Genomic DNA, 15,774 nt, shown 5'->3' with positions numbered 1-15,774 from the left:
ATCGAACGTGCTGCTCCCCGCGCCTGTCGCAGGGGCTCCATGCCCATTGATGTTTCAGCAGTACGGAAGAATCCATGTTCCGCAAGAAGGATCCCGGCAACAGTCCCAAGGTCGAGCAGTCGGTCGCCAAGGCGGTCAGCTACGAGATCACCGTGGCCGACATGGCGCGTCGCAGCGAGCGGCGCGCGTGGTGGGTCGCCACGGGCTCGTTGCTGATGTCGCTCGCACTGGCGGGCGGCTACTACTACATGCTGCCGCTGAAAGAGAAGGTGCCGTTCCTGGTGATGGCCGACGCGTATACGGGTACCGCGACGGTCGCGCGCCTGAGTGGCACGTTCCAGGGCGAGACCATCACCAGCAACGAAGCGATCAATCGCAGCAATGTCGCCCAGTACGTGCTGGCACGTGAATCGTACGACTCGGCGGTAATGGGCCTGCGCGACTGGGAGCTGGTGTTCGTGATGTCCACCGATCCGGTGGCGCAGTCCATGCGCGTGCGCTATGCCGGCAACAACCCGCAGAACCCGTTCGTGATGTATGGCCGCGAGCGCGCCATCCGGGTCAAGATCCTCAGCATCACGCCGCTGGGCGCCGAACCGAACGGCAGCTTCCGCGGTGCGTCGGTGCGCATCCAGCGCAGCCTGTTGGACAAGCGCACTGGCGTTGCCACCTATCTGGACAATCAGCTGGTGACGATGCGCTTCGGCTACAACCAGAACCTCGCGCTGTCCGAGCAGGATCGTATCCTCAATCCGCTGGCCTTCCAGGTCACCGAGTATCGCGTCGACAACGACTATTCCCGTGGCGTCCCGGTGCCGGATGACGGCGCCATGCAGGCGCAGGCGCAGCAGGCTGCACAGGCCGCGCAGCAGGCGCAGGGTGTCTACGATCCGAACAATCCGGCTGCGGCCACGATGATCGATCCTGCCACCGGCCAACCGGTCGCGGCTCCGGTCAACGGCCAGGTGCCGGGTCAGGCGATGCCGGGCCAGCCCGTACAGGGTCAACCCATGCCGGGTCAGCCGGTGCAGGGGCAAGTAACGCCGGGGCACGCCATGCCCGGACAGCCGGCCATGAGGCCGGCGCAGAACAATTCCACCGGAACTGCTGATGGAGCAAGCAACCGATGAGTAGTCGAAATATCAGGGGAAGCGCGCTGGCGCTGCTGTCGATGTTGTCGCTGTTGTTTTCAGCAGCGGCGATGGCGCAGGCGGTGGACCACTACGAGTACGAGAAGGACCGCATCTATCCGGTTCGCACCGGCCTGGGCCTTACCACCCAGATCGAGTTGAGCCCGAACGAGAAGATCCTCGACTACAGCACCGGCTTCAGCAGCGGCTGGGAGCTGACCCGCCGCGAGAACGTGTTCTACCTCAAGCCGAAGAACGTCGACGTGGACACCAACATGATGGTGCGCACCGAGACCCACTCCTACATCTTCGAGCTGAAGGTGGTAGCCACTGACTGGCGCCAGCTGGAACAGGCGCGTCGTGCAGGCGTGCAGTACAAGATCGCCTTCGTCTATCCGAACGACACCGTGTTCGGCGTCGCCCAGGAAGCGGTCGAAGAAGAGGCCAAGCCATTGTTGAGCTCTGAACTGGCCAAGGACCGCCAGTACAACTTCAACTACTCCTATTCGACCAGCAAGGCGAAGAAGATGGGGTGGCTGATCCCGGTCAACGCCTATGACGATGGTCGTTTCACCTACCTGAAGCTGCCGAATTCGCCGGAGTACAAGACCGGCATCTTCCCGGCGGTTTTCGGTCGCGAAACGGAATACGGAGAAGACTTCGTGGTCAACACCACGGTTGAAGGCAATACGCTGATCGTGCACGGGACGCACCCGTACCTGGTCATCCGCCACGGCGACTTCGTCGTCGGCCTGCGAAGGAACGTGAAGAAATGAGCCAGCAGAACACTCCCGGAAACGACCCGAACAACGGACGCGACGAGAGCCAGAGCCCGTACGGCGCACAGGGTGCCCCGGACGCGCCGTCGAATCCCTACTTCGGCACGGCCCAGGCCGAGCCGGCGCCGGATCTGGACGCGGCCGCGCCGCAGCTGCGCTCGGCCGAAGAGCAGCGGTTGAATCGCAAGGCCCTGCTGTTCCTCGGCGGCATCGTGCTGCTGCTGATGGCAATGGGCTTCCTGCTGTTCCGCAAGGGCCAGGATAGTGATGACGCCGTGCAGAAGGTGCCGGATGTCGCACGTGCCAGCACGCCGACATTGCCGGACGTTGCGCCGCCTCCGCAGGCGCCGCCGACTGCCGCCGAACCGATTCCGATGCTTCCGCCGATGTCGCAGGACGAAGGTCCGAAGCTGGTGCCCATTGCGTCCCGGCCGGAAGCCATGGGACCCCGTGAGCCGACGCTGGTCGAGCGCCGGATGGCTGGCGTGGATGATGCCGCGCTTGCGGCAGGCAATCGCGCGCAACCGCAGCGCAGTGCGCTCGACGAGCAGACCCGCCAGGCGCTGCTTGCGAACATGATGCCCAACCAGCAGGGGCAGCAGAAGATCCGTCGTGGGCCGGATGTGGAAGACGTTTCCAGTGCCGCCTACATCCAGAGCCCCGATGCGCTGCTGGTGCGCGGCACCTACCTGCGGTGCGTGCTGGAAACCCGCATCATCACCGATCTGGCCGGCTACACGTCGTGCCTGCTGACCGAGCCGGTGTACTCGATCAACGGTCGCAACCTGCTGCTGCCGAAGGGCTCCAAGATCTATGGCGCCTATGGCGATGGTCCGATCGGCAAGCGCGTGGAAGTGATCTGGGATCGCATTACCACCCCCAATGGCATCGATGTTGCGATGTCCAGCCCGGGCGTGGATCAGCTGGGCGGCGCCGGTCATCCGGGCCAGTACAGCGCGCACTGGGGCAGCCGTATCGCCTCGGCGCTGATGATCAGCCTGATTTCCGATGCCTTCAAGTACGCGGCTGCCGAACATGGTCCGGAGACGACCACCATCGCCAACAACGGCATGACGGTGCAGTCGCCCTATGAGAGTGCTACCGCACGCACGATGGAGCGCCTGGCCAACGAGGCACTCAGCAGCAACCGTCGTCCGCCGACCGTCACCATCAACCAGGGCACGATCGTGAATGTCTACGTTGCCAAGGACGTCGACTTCACCAACGTGCTCCACCCCCGCCGGTAACCCAACGAACGATCATGGACGCCGAAGTGTCACCCCTCGCCCTCGTCTCCAGCGATTTCCTGCGCTATCAGTACGAAGTGCTGGGCATTGCAGAGTACATGACCTCGCCGGAGGTGACGGAAATCTGCATCAACCGTCCCGGTGAGCTGTACCTGGAAACCCGGGCGGGGTGGCAGCGGGTGGATGTGCCGAGCCTGACCTTCGAGCGGGCCCGGCAGTTCTGCACGGCGGTGGTGAACGAGAGCAACACCGGTCAGCGCATTACCGATGCCGATCCGGTCGTGTCGCTCACGTTCCCCACCGGCCAGCGTGCGCAGTTCGTGATTCCGCCGGCATGTGACGCCGGGAAGGTATCAATCACCATTCGTCTGCCGTCCAAGCACACCAAGTCGCTGAGCCAGTATCACGAAGATGGTTTCTTCAACCAGATCCTGGAAAGCGATGGCAGCATCAGCGAGCAGGACCGCGAGCTGCTGGAACTGCGCCAGCAGCGCGAGTACGCCGAGTTCTTCCGGCGTGCGGTGATGTACCGCAAGAACATCGTGGTGTCCGGTGCGACCGGCAGCGGCAAGACCACCTTCATGAAAGCGCTGGTCAATCATATCCCCGACAACGAACGCCTGGTCACGATCGAGGACGCACGCGAGCTGTTTCTGACCCAACCCAATGTGGTGCACCTGCTGTACTCCAAGGGTGGGCAGAGCACCAGCAACGTCAGCGCAAAGAGCTGCATGGAAGCCTGCCTGCGCATGAAGCCCGAACGCATCATCCTTGCCGAGCTGCGCGGTGACGAGGCGTTCTACTTCATCCGCAACTGCGCATCGGGCCACCCGGGCTCGATCACCAGTTGCCATGCGGGCAGTCCGGAGCAGACCTGGGACCAGTTGGCCCTCATGGTGAAGGCCTCCGCCGAAGGTTCGGGCCTGGAATTCAACGTGATCAAGCGACTGTTGATGATGACCATCGACATCGTTGTGCATATCAAGGCGCACGCCGGTTCGCGCTACATCACCGGTATCGATTTCAATCCTGGGCGCGCCCAGGGGCAGGAGGGCTGAAGGATGCTGCCAGGACTGGAGATGATGGCGTGCCCGGAGATGGCGGTGTCGATGGACGTGATGCAGCACGTCATCAACGTTGAATCGTCACGCAACCCTTATGCCATCGGCGTAGTTGGTGGCGCTCTGGTGCGCCAGCCCAAGGCGCTGGATGAAGCGCTGGCGACGGTCCGGATGCTGGAAGAGAAGGGCTACAACTTCTCCATCGGGCTGGCCCAGGTCAATCGCTACAACCTCGGCAAGTACGGCCTGGATTCCTACGAGAAGGCCTTCCAGCAGTGCCCGAACCTGCAGGCGGGCTCGCGCATCCTGGCCGAGTGCTACAAGCGCTCCGGTGGTGACTGGGGCAAGTCGTTCAGCTGCTACTACTCGGGAAATTTCGAGACCGGCTTCCGCCATGGCTATGTGCAGAAGGTCTACGACTCGATGCGCCGCGGGCAGCAGCTTGCCACCAATGGTGTTGCGCCGATCGACGTGGTGAGTCGCGGTGAACGCCGCAGCGTGAAGGTCGAGCATCATCCGCAGCTGGCCTCTCCGGCGCAGGCCCGCATCGTTGCGCAGTCCAATGGCCCGGTGTACGTGCCGTCGGAAGACCCGGCACGTGCGTATGTCGTGTATCCCTCCACCGGTGCGATGGCGCGGGGCAGCCTGCTGAACATCGCCGACCAGGCGCTGTCCAAGGTAGTGCTGGGTTCGGTGGACCGGATGATGCAGCCACAGCCGCAGCCCACCCAAGGGGCCACGTATCCGCAGCAACAGGCCGGTGGCATGCCGCAGCAGCTGCCTCAGCAGGGTCCGGCGCAGGCAATGGCCATGCCGCAGCAGTTGCCGGGCGCTGCCGGCGCCGGCAACGAGGGGCCCGTGATGCTGCGCCCCTGGAGCGAGCGCAATCAGCCTGTGGCCGGTGGCGAAAATTCATTCAACGCACCGGTGCAGGCTGCACCGGTGCAGCAGATTCCCGCAGGGGATGCGGCCTTCGTGTTCTGACGAAGTCGTGGTGCGGCCAGTCCCCCGGCTGGTCGATTCAGTTGTGTTAGTCCATCAACAAGGAAATCAATCCATGAAGCGATCCAATCTCGACCTCGTCCAGGCCCAGCGCACGCTGAAGACCCTGCTGATGGCCACGATCTTCGTTGGCGCACTGTTCGCCCCGCAGGTGTTCGCCACCAACACCGACTTCGGCGGCACCGACAAGAAGGTCTGCGGTTTCTTCTCCAACATCAACGGCCTGCTGAACATGGCCTCGATCGCCGTGGTGACCATTGCGGTGATCTTCGCCGGCTACCAGATCGCTTTTGCTCACAAGCGCATCAGCGACGTCGCGCCGATCCTGATCGGTGGCGTGCTGATCGGTGCCGCCGGCCAGATCGCGCGCATGCTGCTGGGTGAAGGCAGCGACGGCAAGTGCGGTGCTGGCACCAGCACGACCTACTACCTGATCAACAACGCGATCCAGTACTACAGTGCATAAGAACGTCGTGTTCCGCGGCTGCACGCGCCCAGCGATGTTCCTGGGCGTGCCTTATCTGCCATTTTTCATGGTGGCGGGCGGGCTGTTGCTGCTCAGTGTGTACACGAACTTCTGGTTCCTGCTCACCATTCCGGTGGCGATTTTCATCATGCGGCACATGGCCAAGCGTGACGAAATGATCTTCCGCCTGCTGGGCCTGCGACTGATGTTCAAGCTGAAGGTGCGCAACGTGCCGGAACACGATGGCATGTGGGTGTTCAACCCCAATCACTACCGCAACAAGCCGGCCCGAATGGATTGAGGTCCGGATCCGGCCTGGCGGGCGTTCTCGCCCGCCAGGTCTCTTGAAACTCCTTGGCAGTACCTCTTTGGAAGCAGTCGTATGTTCAGCCCTGACACCTCCATCAGTGAGTTCATCCCGTTGTCGTCGCATGTCGCTCCGAACGTGGTCAAGACCACGGGCGGCGACTACCTGATGACCTGGCATCTGGAAGGACTGCCGTTCGTCGGCCGTGAGGAGTGGGAGCTCGAGCATCGCCACAACACGTTCAACCGCCTGCTGCAGACCCTGCGCGCACCGGACTTCGTCAACGTCGCTTTCTGGGTGCACGACATCCGTCGCCGCCGCACGCTGAAGGGCAAGAGCAACTACAAGCAGCGCTTCAATCAGGACGTTTCAGACCAGTACATGGGCATGCTGTCCTCGCAGCGCATCATGCAGAACGAGCTGTACCTGACCATGATCTACCGCCCGGTGGTCGCGGGTAAGCGCTTCGTCGAAAAATCGGCGAACGTGGACAAGCTGCGCGCCGAGCAGGAGCAGGCGGTCGAGAAGCTGATGGAACTCGCCGGCAACGTCGAGGCCGTGATCCGCGACTACGCGCCGTATCGCCTGGGCATGTACGAAGCCAAGAACGGCGTAGTGTTCTCTGAAACGCTGGAGCTGTTCGGTTACCTGATCAATCGCATCGATGAGCCGGTGCCGGTGCTGTCGGCGCCGATCAAGGATTACCTGCCTGTCAGCCGCCACATGTTCTCGGCGAAGACCGGCGATTTCGCGATCAATACCCCCAATGGTGCCAATCACTACGGCGCCATCCTGAACATCAAGGAGTATGCCGAGGGGACCTACCCGGGCATCCTCAATGGCCTGAAATACCTGGATTACGAGTACGTCATCACCCATTCGTTCAGCCCGATGGGGCGCCAGGACGCGCTCAAGGTGCTCGACCGCACCAAGGGCATGATGATCTCCTCCGGCGACAAGGCGGTCAGCCAGATCGTCGAGCTCGACCAGGCCATGGATCAGTTGTCGTCGGGCAACTTCGTACTGGGTGAATACCACTTCATCATGGCCGTCTACGGCGACACGCAGGCCAAGCTTTCGCAGAATGTCGCCTCGACCCGTGCCGAGCTGTCCAACGCCGGGTTCGTATCGACCAAGGAAGACCTGGCGGTTACCTCGTCCTTCTACTCACAGTTGCCGGGTAACTGGCGCTACCGCACCCGCCTGGCCAATGTCAGCTCTCTGAATTTCCTGGGTCTGTCGCCGCTGCACAACTTCGCCACCGGCAAGCAGCACAACAATCCCTGGGGCGACTGCGTCACCACGCTGCAGACCACCAACGGCCAGCCGTACTACTTCAATTTCCATGCGACCCACCCGTCGGAAAATTCGCTGGGTGAGAAGGCGATCGCCAACACCATGGTGATCGGCAAGTCCGGTACCGGTAAGACCGCGCTGATCAATTTCCTGCTCAGCCAGGTGCAGAAGTACGAGCCGTCGCCGACCATCTTCTTCTTCGACAAGGACCGCGGTGCTGAGATCTTCGTGCGGGCCTGCGGAGGTAACTATCTGGCCCTGGAGAACGGCGCGCCGACCGGCTTCAACCCGTTCCAGTGCGAGAACAACGAAGCCAACGTGCAGTTCCTGGCCGACCTGATCAAGGTGCTGGCCGGCAAGCGCGAATACAGTGCCCGCGAAGAAGAGGATATCTACCGCGCGGTGGAAAACATGCTAGATACGCCGATGCATCTGCGCAGCATGACCAACTTCCAGAAGAGCCTGCCCAACATGGGTGACGATGGCCTCTACGCGCGCTTGCGGCGCTGGACCTCGGGCAATTCGCTGGGCTGGGTGTTCGATAATCCGATCGATACCGTTGACCTGAGCAAGGCCAACATCATCGGTTTCGATTACACCGACATCATCGACAACCCAGAAGTGCGCGTGCCGGTCATCAATTACCTGCTGCACCGCCTGGAGTCGTTGATCGACGGCCGTCCGCTCATCTACGTGATGGACGAGTTCTGGAAGATCCTGGACGGCGAGGGTGGCCTGAAGGAATTCGCGAAGAACAAGCAGAAGACCATCCGTAAGCAGAACGGTCTCGGCATCTTCGCAACGCAGAGCCCGGAGGATGCGCTGAAGAGCGATATCTCCGCCGCCCTGATCGAGCAGACCGCTACCCTGATCCTGCTGCCGAACCCGAATGCCAGCAAGAGCGACTACATGGACGGCCTGAAGCTGACGGAGGCTGAGTTCAAGGTGGTTACTGCCCTGGACGAGCGCTCGCGCTGCTTCCTGGTCAAGCAGGGCCATGCCTCCAGCGTCTGCCAGCTCAACCTGCGCGGCATGGACGACATCCTGTCGGTGATCTCGGCGTCGACCGACAACATCGACATCATGCATCGTGTCCTGCAGACCGCCGCCGTGCGTGCACGTGTGACGGTGGATGAGCTGACGCCGGAACAGTGGCTGGAAGATTTCTACAAGAACCGCAAGGGCTCCGGAAAGCCCGCATCCAACAGTAAGGAGGTTGCAGCATGACTGTCGCAACAGACGTGAACGCAGCAAGCCCCTTGAATTCGATGGAGAAGAACATGGAAACCACTGCCCGTACTGCCAAGACGCCGAGTGCAGTCTCCCGGCTCCGTTCCACCGCCATGGCGATTTCCGTCGCCGCATTGCTCAGCTTCCCCGTGAAGGGATACACCATCCCGGTGGTTGAGGTTGGCTTGAATACCTTCAACAGCACGCTGACTGAGGTCCATACGCTTGCCGCTCAGGGGGAAGCCTTGCTCGAGTACAGTACCCAGGCGCAACGGTTTCTGGAAACAACTCAGAACTGGGCGCAGAAGCTGGCGAAGTTCAATCAGATCATCGCCTCGCCACTGATGCCTCAAGGCGTGAAGCTGGAGCCGGTTCCGCTTGAGTGGAATGTCGCCGAGCGCTGCGGCGCCGGCAATATCATGAGCCTGAGCGGTATTCTCACTGCGTTGGACTTGAGCCCGGGTGGGGACATCATCGCCCAGCAGCGCAACATCTGCGCTGCAATCCAGGTCATGGAGAATCAGAAGTACAACGAGACCGTGGAAGTTGTGCAGAAGACGATGCCCGACATGCGCAAGGTGCTGGACAGGATCAAGGATATCCGCGATCTGTGGAGCGGCGAGGGTGCGATGGCGGAGGCCTCCGCGAACGCAGTCGTTTCTGACGCCTATATGCAGGCGGATTTTGCGACCTGGGAAAAGAAGACTGAAGGGTATGACAAGCAGATTCAGGCGCTGACCAAGATGCAGCAGATTCTTGCGCAGCGCGCATTGAAGGGTACCGGTCAGTCACCTCTCGGTACCGTAGTGAAGGCCGCGGCACTGAAGGCAGCGCTCTCCAACTGATTAGACGCTGCTCCGGTCGAGCTGCAATCACATTCTAGGTGAAGTTATGGATCTTGGGCTGATGGATGGCATGTTGGGGCAAGGCCCCCTGCACATGCTGCAGAATCTGCACGCGTCATCCTCAATTGGTGACTTTGTGTTCTTCCGGCTGATCCTCGATTACCTGCATAAGGAAATCGCGGAGTACGGCGTCAAGCTGCTTGGACGCATGATGGCGTGGGTCGGTGGCATTGCACTGACTCTCATGACGCTCTGGGTGCTGATTCAGGGTTTCCGGATCGCCACCGGTCGCAGCCGCGATTCGATGATGGTGCTCGTGACCAACATGGCCAAGGCTGCGCTGATCGTGTCGGTTGCCACGACCATGGGTATGTTCGGTCGCGAGATGCATGGCTTTCTCATCAATGACGTGAAGAACGAGATTACTTACGTCGTGACCGGGAAGAAGGACTCGCCGGAGGATCTGATCGATGAGAACCTGGGCTACATGCAGCTGGCGCTATCCAGCGTTGACGCGCTGGACGTGATGAGCGACGTGACGCTGGACAACGCCAAGACCCGTGCCATGTGGTTCATTGGCATGGGCACGGGTGGTCCGGCAGTCACGGCTGGCTCAATGCTTTTGCTGTATGAGGTCGCGCTGGCATTGTTCATCGGCCTGGGGCCATTATTCATCCTGTGCTTGCTGTTTGACCAGACCAAGCAGCTGTTCCAGAAGTGGCTGCTCTACGGCATAGGCACGATGTTCTCCATGGCGGTTCTGGCAGCGATGACCGGCATCGCGATGAAGATGGTGTCCAAGGTTGCGTTCGCCTTCTGGGGAAGCACGTTGACGGGCACGCTGATGGGTCAGAATTTCAGTGAAGGTATGTCGAGCATGGCGCTGCAGCAGGGCGGCATGGGCCTGATCCTGACCACGCTGATTCTGACTGCGCCCCCAATGGCGGCGATGTTCTTCCAGGGAACATTGGGCAGCTTCATGGCATATTCGCAGATAGGCGGTAGTGCAGTACCGGCATCGCCGGGCCCGAATGGTCAGCCGCCGGGTTCGACGGGCGGTGGTCAGAGTTACAGGCCAGAGGCACCGTCCTCAGCTGCGGGATCTCAGTTAGGTGGAGGACAAGCGGTAATGCCAAGATTGCAAGGTGGACATGAGCCTCAGCATCCGTCTTCTGGCCTCAGAGGGAACGCCAATTCAGGAATTGCCTAGTTTGATCGCTTGGCTGGAGACGGTGGAGGTACGTTCCCTATGAAGTTGATTGCACATTGGGTGTTGCTCGCCTCGTGCCTGCTGCTATTGGGTGGTGTTGATCGTGCGTGGGCAGAAGGAAACTGCCCGCCCGGGTATTACCCTATTGGCGGGCAGGGCGCGCGCGGATGTGCGCCGATTCCGGGAGGTGCCACTGGAAGCACTGGCTCCTCTGAGATCCGTCTCGCAACTCCGACTGGCAAATGGACCAAGACCTGGGGGGCAATTGCGGAGTCGAAAAGTACTCAGGATGCAGGGGTTTCAACGGGGTTGCGATCCAAGAATGAGGCCGAGCGCGAAGCAGTTTCAAAGTGTGGAGCGTCAGGTGCCCGGGACTGCACGGTCAGCATGAGCTATTTCAACCAGTGTATTTCCTGGGTCATTCCAAGCGGACGATCCGGTACTGGACGTGCGGGACTTGGGACAGGGGCTACCCCCGAGTTGGCGCTTGTCGCTTCGGAAGCAATGTGCCGCAATGATCGCGCAGGACGGTGTGAAGTGTTCTATTCGAACTGTACCAAGCCTTTGTTTGATGAATTCTGATCAAGGGCATGCGGCAAGGAATATCAGAGCAATGGCACACCAGGAGGTACACGCGCCGGTCGAGTCAATGCGTTGTCTGAGTACCCCAAACGGTCAGCCAAGCGCGCACCTCCCGAGCATCGCCGGGCCCGAATGGCCAGCCGCCGGGTTCGACGGGCGGGGGGCAATACGAGCCGAACGCACCGGCGACTCACGAATCTCAACCGATGGGTGTAGGTTCTGCAGTCACTCCGAGATTGCAGGGTGCCTTGACTCTCCGCCACCATCGTCTGGGGTTGGAGGAAATGCGAATGGCAGCGTTGCATAGCGAGTTCGATATGCACGATAAAGGTGGAGGTGGCGGGCGATGAAAATTCTTGTATCGCAAGCGATTCTCGCCTGTTCTTTGATCTTGGGCGTGGCGTATCAATCCTTTGCTGAAGGCAATTGTCCGCCAGGGTACTACCCGATTGGAGGTCAGGGCGCCCGAGGTTGTGCCCCCATTCCAAGTGGCGCACCGAGTAGCACATCGAGTGGCGGGATTTCCGAATTGCCCGCAAACTCTCCGACGGGGCGGTGGATAAAGACTTGGGGGGCAATCGCCGAGTCCCGGTCTACTCAGGACGCAGGAGCATCGACTGGCCTTCGGTCACAGCTAGCGGCAGAGCAAGAGGCGTTGCGGAAGTGCAGTTCAACTGGTGCCGCCGATTGCTCCGTCAGTTTGGCGTATCGAAATCAGTGTGTGGCTTGGGTCATTCCAAGTGGGAAGACGGGTCGTGGAATGTCGGCGCTGGGGCGTGGTGCTACGCCGGAAATGGCGCTGATAATGGCGCACTCCAAGTGCAAGAATGATGTGAGCGGGAAGTGCGCGGTGCTGTATGAAAACTGCACCAAGCCTATTTTTGAAGAGTTTTGATGTAAATGTGCCGGTGGGCACGCTGGTATAGTCTCGAAGAATGTTGTCGTTGGAGAGTCACGGCTTAAAATGCTGTGCGCCTACTTCCGGCTGAATGTGTCTCAGCAGTCTCTTCTACTGCGCTGATGTTCACTGGGACGAAATGCGTTAATGCTAGTACGGTAAGCTGGGCAACTTGGACTGCCTTGCGGGACTGCAGAGCTGCGGCGGAAGCACAATGCAGATCCGTCTACGTCGCGTGTGCTATTCCACTTTTCAAGGGATATCAGGCGTACGCGGCCGGACGCTGCCCGAGGCGGAGGAAAAGGCAGTGGGAGAATGTATCGACGCCGATGCGAAAGCCTGTCCTCTGGCATTCAACAACTGCATGTGAAGCTACAGGCGATTTGGGGGTGTTGCGCCGCCTGCGCCCGTCTTGCTTCGTGGATGCGGTCCCCGATTCTGTGACTGGTAGCGCCATTTCAAGCTTTCGATCTTCGACGCAAGCGACCTCCTCGCGCTAAGCTCTCCTGGCGCCGGAAAAATGACGCTTCGGCGCTACCGATTGCAGGAGCTTTCCCGTCCATGAGGACCCTGTCCCTCCGCTCAACGGGTGACGCATGCCACCGACGCTGCCATGGTGCTCCCGGAGCTATCATCCGCATCTGCAGGGTGACTGGCGCGACTGGGCAACGCCACTATGCCCGCCTACGACGCGAGCATCGGCGGGACGATATTGAAGGAGTGGGAGGGGATGGAAGACAGGGTTGGCGCACACATGGACGATGCCCTGGCATTTGTTCCGTCCGGTGCGAACCTGCTGGAAGCCGTCAGGGGCGAGCTCAACGGCGATGGCATCGAGTATCAGCTGCTGGTCATCGACCAGCCGACGCCGGAAGGGCTGGTGCCCGGCCAACACGGACCGAACCGGGTGCTGCTGTTGCTACGCGGTGACGGGCGCGGGCGCTGGCAGCTGGCCGCGCGCAACGACAAGCTGGTGCCGTGTTCCACCCGAGGTGGCTTGGCCGGCGACCCTTTTGCGTATGCAATGGTCGAGGAGGGCACCTTCAGCGTGATCACCAACGGCGGTAGCCGCGAGCGCTGGAGCAGCACCTACCGGTTCCGCTATGCGCCCGCGGACAAGGCCTGCTGGGTGGACGGGGTGAGACGCAAGGTCGTGGATATCGAGACCGAAGCGACCAACATCCGGGATTATTCGGTGGCGGAGCTGGGCAGGGTGCGGTTCGAGGACTTCGACCCGTCCAGTGTCGCGGAGGTGTCGCTTCCATGAGCCAAGCTCCAACCGGCGGAAGGGAATCCGCGCTGATGAAGATTCAGGAGTTGCACTGTGTCGACCGATAGAGAGTCGCAGCTGTTGCGGCAGGCGACCAAAGCCGGCATCGACTCCCCGCTTGAACTGGCCAATTTCATGGCCCAGGCAGGGCACGAGTCGCGCGGCTTGAGCCGGCTCAATGAAAGTTTCAACTTCACCCGGGGAATCTCGCAGATCCCGGTGGAAGCTGCGTGGCGCAATGGCAACGCTGCGTTGGAGAGCGCCCGCCAGGAAGCGCTGCGTGGCCGCCCGGAAAACCTGGCTGAGCTGATGTACGGCGGACGCATGGGCAATGATGTGCCCGGCGACGCATTGAAGTACCACGGCCGCGGCTATCTGCCGTTGGTCGGCAAGGAGAATTACGAGCGTGCCGGCAAAGCGCTGGATCTGGATCTGGTGAATCAGCCGGAACTGGCCGCGCAGCCCGAGCACGCAGGCCGTATTGCGGTGTGGCAGTGGCAGACGCGAGTACCGGAGGCGGCGCGCGAGGATGTGCGCGAGGCAACGCATGCGCTCAATGGCGCCCTCAATGGCATCGAGGCGCGCCGGCAACGCTTCGAGGTCTGGCAGCAGAAGCTGACGCCGGACGTGATGGCGCGGCTGGAGCGGGGTGAGGTCGGTGCGCCGGCGCAGAGTGTTGCCCGAGACATGTCGCAGACCGGTGAGCCCGGCAACACGTTGTTCGAGGATGCACGCCGACGCCTGCAGCAGATGGGAGCACAGAGTGGACTGCGCAGCATACAAGAGCTCGACAATACCGCTGGCGCATTGGCGCTGGGGGCGCATAAAGCCGGCCTGTCGCGCATCGATCATCTCCTGGCCGGCAATGACGGTCGCACGCTGTTTGCGGTACAGGGTGGGCTGGGCGATCCGGCCATGCTGCGCGCATCGGTCGATCGCGAACAGGCGGCGCAGCAGCCACTGGCGCAGAGCAGCCAGCAGTTGGCTACCAGCGTCGCCCAGCAGGACCCGGCGGCTGCGCTTGCCCGCGAGCAGGAGCAGCGTTCTCGATCCCTGTAGCACCTGATGCCTGCGGGCAGGGTGCCCGCAGGCGCTTTACGTACGACGCGTGGCGCCCTGTGGCGCCGACATGGAAACCCACTCGTAAGGACACCACATGCGAATCGTTCCCCCGAATGCCCGGCACGCCGCCGCCCACTGCAGTGCATCCGTGCGCCGCCTGCCGCCGCTCTGGCTGCTGTCACTTGGACTCGCCGCAGCGTCGGCACAGGCTCAGGAGGCCGCAGCACCCCTCGTGGAGACGCCCCCCGCTGCCGAGGCGGCCGTTGAAGCGCCTGCAGGGATGGCACCTGTTGCAGCGCCCACGGCGGCCGAAGCCGTTGCCGTGGCGCCGGCTCCCGTAGTACCGGCTGCCGTGACACCCCCGGCGACACCTGTGGTGGACGCGCAGCCGGCGGCGGCTGCAGACCCGACGCCTGTGCCGGTTGCACCCGCGGCGGCGGCGCCTGTCGCTGCACCGCCTGCCGTCGTCGAGCCAGCCGTCCCGGTGGTAGCTCCCGCGCCACCCGCCTTGGTCATCGTGCCGTTGCCGCCCGAGCAGGCGACCGAGCGTGCGCTCGGTGCCCGTTGTCCGGTGGATCTGGCTGGGCGGCTGGCGGCCCAGGGCGAGCTGCTGATCGGCGCCTGCCAGGGCACGATGCCGGCGCATCTGGCCGCGCTGCTGGTCGCGCTGCCCCAGCAGGACATCCACCTGCCGCGCAACTGGCGCGAGCGTGAGGTGCAACAGAAGGTTTGGTTCAAGGCGGTGCCGGGCTACGGCCAGCGCCCGGACTTCATCGCGCGGATGGGCGACATCTGGGTGCGTTCGCTGGAAGGGCGCGACGCCGACAGCACGTTCTATCTGGTGTCAGCGCCGTTCACCTGCAGCGACCAGGTCGCCAACCGCGAGTACGGCGCGGAGCCGGTACGTGTGCCAGCGGGTGACTGTCGCGAGGCTTATGTTGGCCAGCGTGTGTATCAGGTTCGCGGGGACGCCGCGCCGAGGGATGTGACCGCCGACGCCATGCCGGCCATGCCCCAGGTGACGGAGGCTGATCGTGCACGGCAGCTGTCGCGCGAGGGACGGATCAGCCTGGACCACAGCAAGCTGCAGTACGGCCCGGCCATGCGTTGGTTCGTGCAGTACCCGGAGACGGTGCAGAAGGGCGGTCCGCGTGCCTACAGTGACTGGAACCGCGAGCACCTCGCCTTCGTGGTCTGGACTGGGGATCGCTTCGAGCTGCGTGAGAAGGTCGCGCGGGCGCAGTGGCCCTGTGACCCGGTAGCGCCGGGCGATCGCGCCTGTGGTGGCTTCCCGGATTCCGGGCCGGATCTGTTCGTGACCGCCGGTGCGTCGGCGCCGGTCGCGGCCTCCAGCCCCTGACGCAGAGGGCCGAAGTGACGCGGGAGCCG

Annotated in this window: 15 protein-coding genes; all 15 read left to right on the top strand. The window is 62.2% G+C overall.

The genetic code is table 11. The annotated features are described in order from the left end of the window. The first annotated feature begins 74 nt into the window (after positions 1 to 74). The 15 genes from V3B46_RS02325 to V3B46_RS02255 all read left to right on the top strand — a co-directional run bounded on the left by V3B46_RS02325 (position 75) and on the right by V3B46_RS02255 (position 15,745). On the top strand, positions 75 to 1,130 hold the full coding sequence (locus V3B46_RS02325; RefSeq protein WP_054172019.1) for a VirB8 family type IV secretion system protein: 1,056 nt from the start codon (positions 75 to 77) through the stop codon (positions 1,128 to 1,130). Next, positions 1,127 to 1,906, top strand: a complete 780-nt coding sequence (locus V3B46_RS02320; protein WP_014037652.1) for a TrbG/VirB9 family P-type conjugative transfer protein — start codon at positions 1,127 to 1,129, stop codon at positions 1,904 to 1,906. The genes V3B46_RS02325 and V3B46_RS02320 overlap by 4 nt, the downstream gene beginning before the upstream one ends. After that, the gene (locus V3B46_RS02315; protein WP_329891030.1) at positions 1,903 to 3,156 is read left to right on the top strand and encodes a TraB/TrbI/VirB10 family type IV secretion system protein; all 1,254 of its coding nucleotides are present in this window, start codon (positions 1,903 to 1,905) and stop codon (positions 3,154 to 3,156) included. Before V3B46_RS02320 ends, V3B46_RS02315 begins: the two co-directional genes overlap by 4 nt. 14 nt (positions 3,157 to 3,170) lie before the next feature. Continuing rightward, positions 3,171 to 4,214 carry a P-type DNA transfer ATPase VirB11 gene (gene virB11 / locus V3B46_RS02310; protein ID WP_012511439.1) on the top strand — a complete coding sequence of 348 codons (1,044 nt, stop codon included), beginning with the start codon at positions 3,171 to 3,173 and terminating at the stop codon, positions 4,212 to 4,214. A gap of 3 nt (positions 4,215 to 4,217) precedes the next feature. After that, on the top strand, positions 4,218 to 5,201 hold the full coding sequence (locus tag V3B46_RS21700) for a lytic transglycosylase domain-containing protein (RefSeq protein ID WP_010484855.1): 984 nt from the start codon (positions 4,218 to 4,220) through the stop codon (positions 5,199 to 5,201). Positions 5,202 to 5,274: 73 nt separating this feature from the next. Beyond that, positions 5,275 to 5,685 (top strand): TrbC/VirB2 family protein, encoded by a 411-nt coding sequence (locus tag V3B46_RS02300; protein WP_010484857.1) that lies wholly within the window; start codon positions 5,275 to 5,277, stop codon positions 5,683 to 5,685. Further along, complete coding sequence (locus V3B46_RS02295) at positions 5,678 to 5,986, top strand: VirB3 family type IV secretion system protein (RefSeq protein WP_010484859.1); 309 nt, start codon at positions 5,678 to 5,680, stop codon at positions 5,984 to 5,986. Before V3B46_RS02300 ends, V3B46_RS02295 begins: the two co-directional genes overlap by 8 nt. Before the next feature lie 81 nt (positions 5,987 to 6,067). Then, positions 6,068 to 8,515: a VirB4 family type IV secretion/conjugal transfer ATPase gene (locus V3B46_RS02290; protein WP_329891029.1), complete on the top strand. Its 2,448-nt coding sequence runs from the start codon at positions 6,068 to 6,070 to the stop codon at positions 8,513 to 8,515. Beyond that, positions 8,512 to 9,363: a hypothetical protein gene (locus tag V3B46_RS02285; RefSeq protein ID WP_010484866.1), complete on the top strand. Its 852-nt coding sequence runs from the start codon at positions 8,512 to 8,514 to the stop codon at positions 9,361 to 9,363. The genes V3B46_RS02290 and V3B46_RS02285 overlap by 4 nt, the downstream gene beginning before the upstream one ends. Before the next feature lie 61 nt (positions 9,364 to 9,424). Then, positions 9,425 to 10,573: a TrbL/VirB6 family protein gene (locus tag V3B46_RS02280; protein WP_154263910.1), complete on the top strand. Its 1,149-nt coding sequence runs from the start codon at positions 9,425 to 9,427 to the stop codon at positions 10,571 to 10,573. Positions 10,574 to 10,612: 39 nt separating this feature from the next. Beyond that, positions 10,613 to 11,155, top strand: coding sequence for a DUF4189 domain-containing protein (locus V3B46_RS02275; protein WP_125893923.1), 543 nt, complete (start codon positions 10,613 to 10,615; stop codon positions 11,153 to 11,155). Positions 11,156 to 11,501: 346 nt separating this feature from the next. Continuing rightward, positions 11,502 to 12,050, top strand: coding sequence for a DUF4189 domain-containing protein (locus V3B46_RS02270; protein ID WP_329891028.1), 549 nt, complete (start codon positions 11,502 to 11,504; stop codon positions 12,048 to 12,050). A gap of 733 nt (positions 12,051 to 12,783) precedes the next feature. Beyond that, positions 12,784 to 13,320, top strand: a complete 537-nt coding sequence (locus V3B46_RS02265) for a hypothetical protein (RefSeq protein ID WP_010484878.1) — start codon at positions 12,784 to 12,786, stop codon at positions 13,318 to 13,320. Between the two features lie 57 nt (positions 13,321 to 13,377). Next, the gene (locus V3B46_RS02260; protein WP_329891027.1) at positions 13,378 to 14,382 is read left to right on the top strand and encodes an XVIPCD domain-containing protein; all 1,005 of its coding nucleotides are present in this window, start codon (positions 13,378 to 13,380) and stop codon (positions 14,380 to 14,382) included. Between the two features lie 97 nt (positions 14,383 to 14,479). Beyond that, positions 14,480 to 15,745, top strand: coding sequence for a hypothetical protein (locus V3B46_RS02255; protein ID WP_489686282.1), 1,266 nt, complete (start codon positions 14,480 to 14,482; stop codon positions 15,743 to 15,745). The last annotated feature ends 29 nt before the right edge of the window (positions 15,746 to 15,774 follow it).

The organism is Stenotrophomonas sp. SMYL11 (assembly GCF_036320005.1).
GTDB classification, from domain to species: Bacteria; Pseudomonadota; Gammaproteobacteria; order Xanthomonadales; family Xanthomonadaceae; genus Stenotrophomonas; species Stenotrophomonas maltophilia_A.
The sequence above is the reverse complement of the archived record's forward strand: the minus strand, read 5'-3'. Positions and strand labels throughout refer to the sequence as shown.

Coding starts and splice junctions, on each gene's coding strand:
- V3B46_RS02325 (WP_054172019.1), top strand. CDS start 75: ATGTTCCGCAAGAAGGATCCCGGCAACAGTCCCAAGGTCGAGCAGTCG.
- V3B46_RS02320 (WP_014037652.1), top strand. CDS start 1,127: ATGAGTAGTCGAAATATCAGGGGAAGCGCGCTGGCGCTGCTGTCGATG.
- V3B46_RS02315 (WP_329891030.1), top strand. CDS start 1,903: ATGAGCCAGCAGAACACTCCCGGAAACGACCCGAACAACGGACGCGAC.
- virB11 (WP_012511439.1), top strand. CDS start 3,171: ATGGACGCCGAAGTGTCACCCCTCGCCCTCGTCTCCAGCGATTTCCTG.
- V3B46_RS21700 (WP_010484855.1), top strand. CDS start 4,218: ATGCTGCCAGGACTGGAGATGATGGCGTGCCCGGAGATGGCGGTGTCG.
- V3B46_RS02300 (WP_010484857.1), top strand. CDS start 5,275: ATGAAGCGATCCAATCTCGACCTCGTCCAGGCCCAGCGCACGCTGAAG.
- V3B46_RS02290 (WP_329891029.1), top strand. CDS start 6,068: ATGTTCAGCCCTGACACCTCCATCAGTGAGTTCATCCCGTTGTCGTCG.
- V3B46_RS02285 (WP_010484866.1), top strand. CDS start 8,512: ATGACTGTCGCAACAGACGTGAACGCAGCAAGCCCCTTGAATTCGATG.
- V3B46_RS02280 (WP_154263910.1), top strand. CDS start 9,425: ATGGATGGCATGTTGGGGCAAGGCCCCCTGCACATGCTGCAGAATCTG.
- V3B46_RS02275 (WP_125893923.1), top strand. CDS start 10,613: ATGAAGTTGATTGCACATTGGGTGTTGCTCGCCTCGTGCCTGCTGCTA.
- V3B46_RS02270 (WP_329891028.1), top strand. CDS start 11,502: ATGAAAATTCTTGTATCGCAAGCGATTCTCGCCTGTTCTTTGATCTTG.
- V3B46_RS02265 (WP_010484878.1), top strand. CDS start 12,784: ATGGAAGACAGGGTTGGCGCACACATGGACGATGCCCTGGCATTTGTT.
- V3B46_RS02255 (WP_489686282.1), top strand. CDS start 14,480: ATGCGAATCGTTCCCCCGAATGCCCGGCACGCCGCCGCCCACTGCAGT.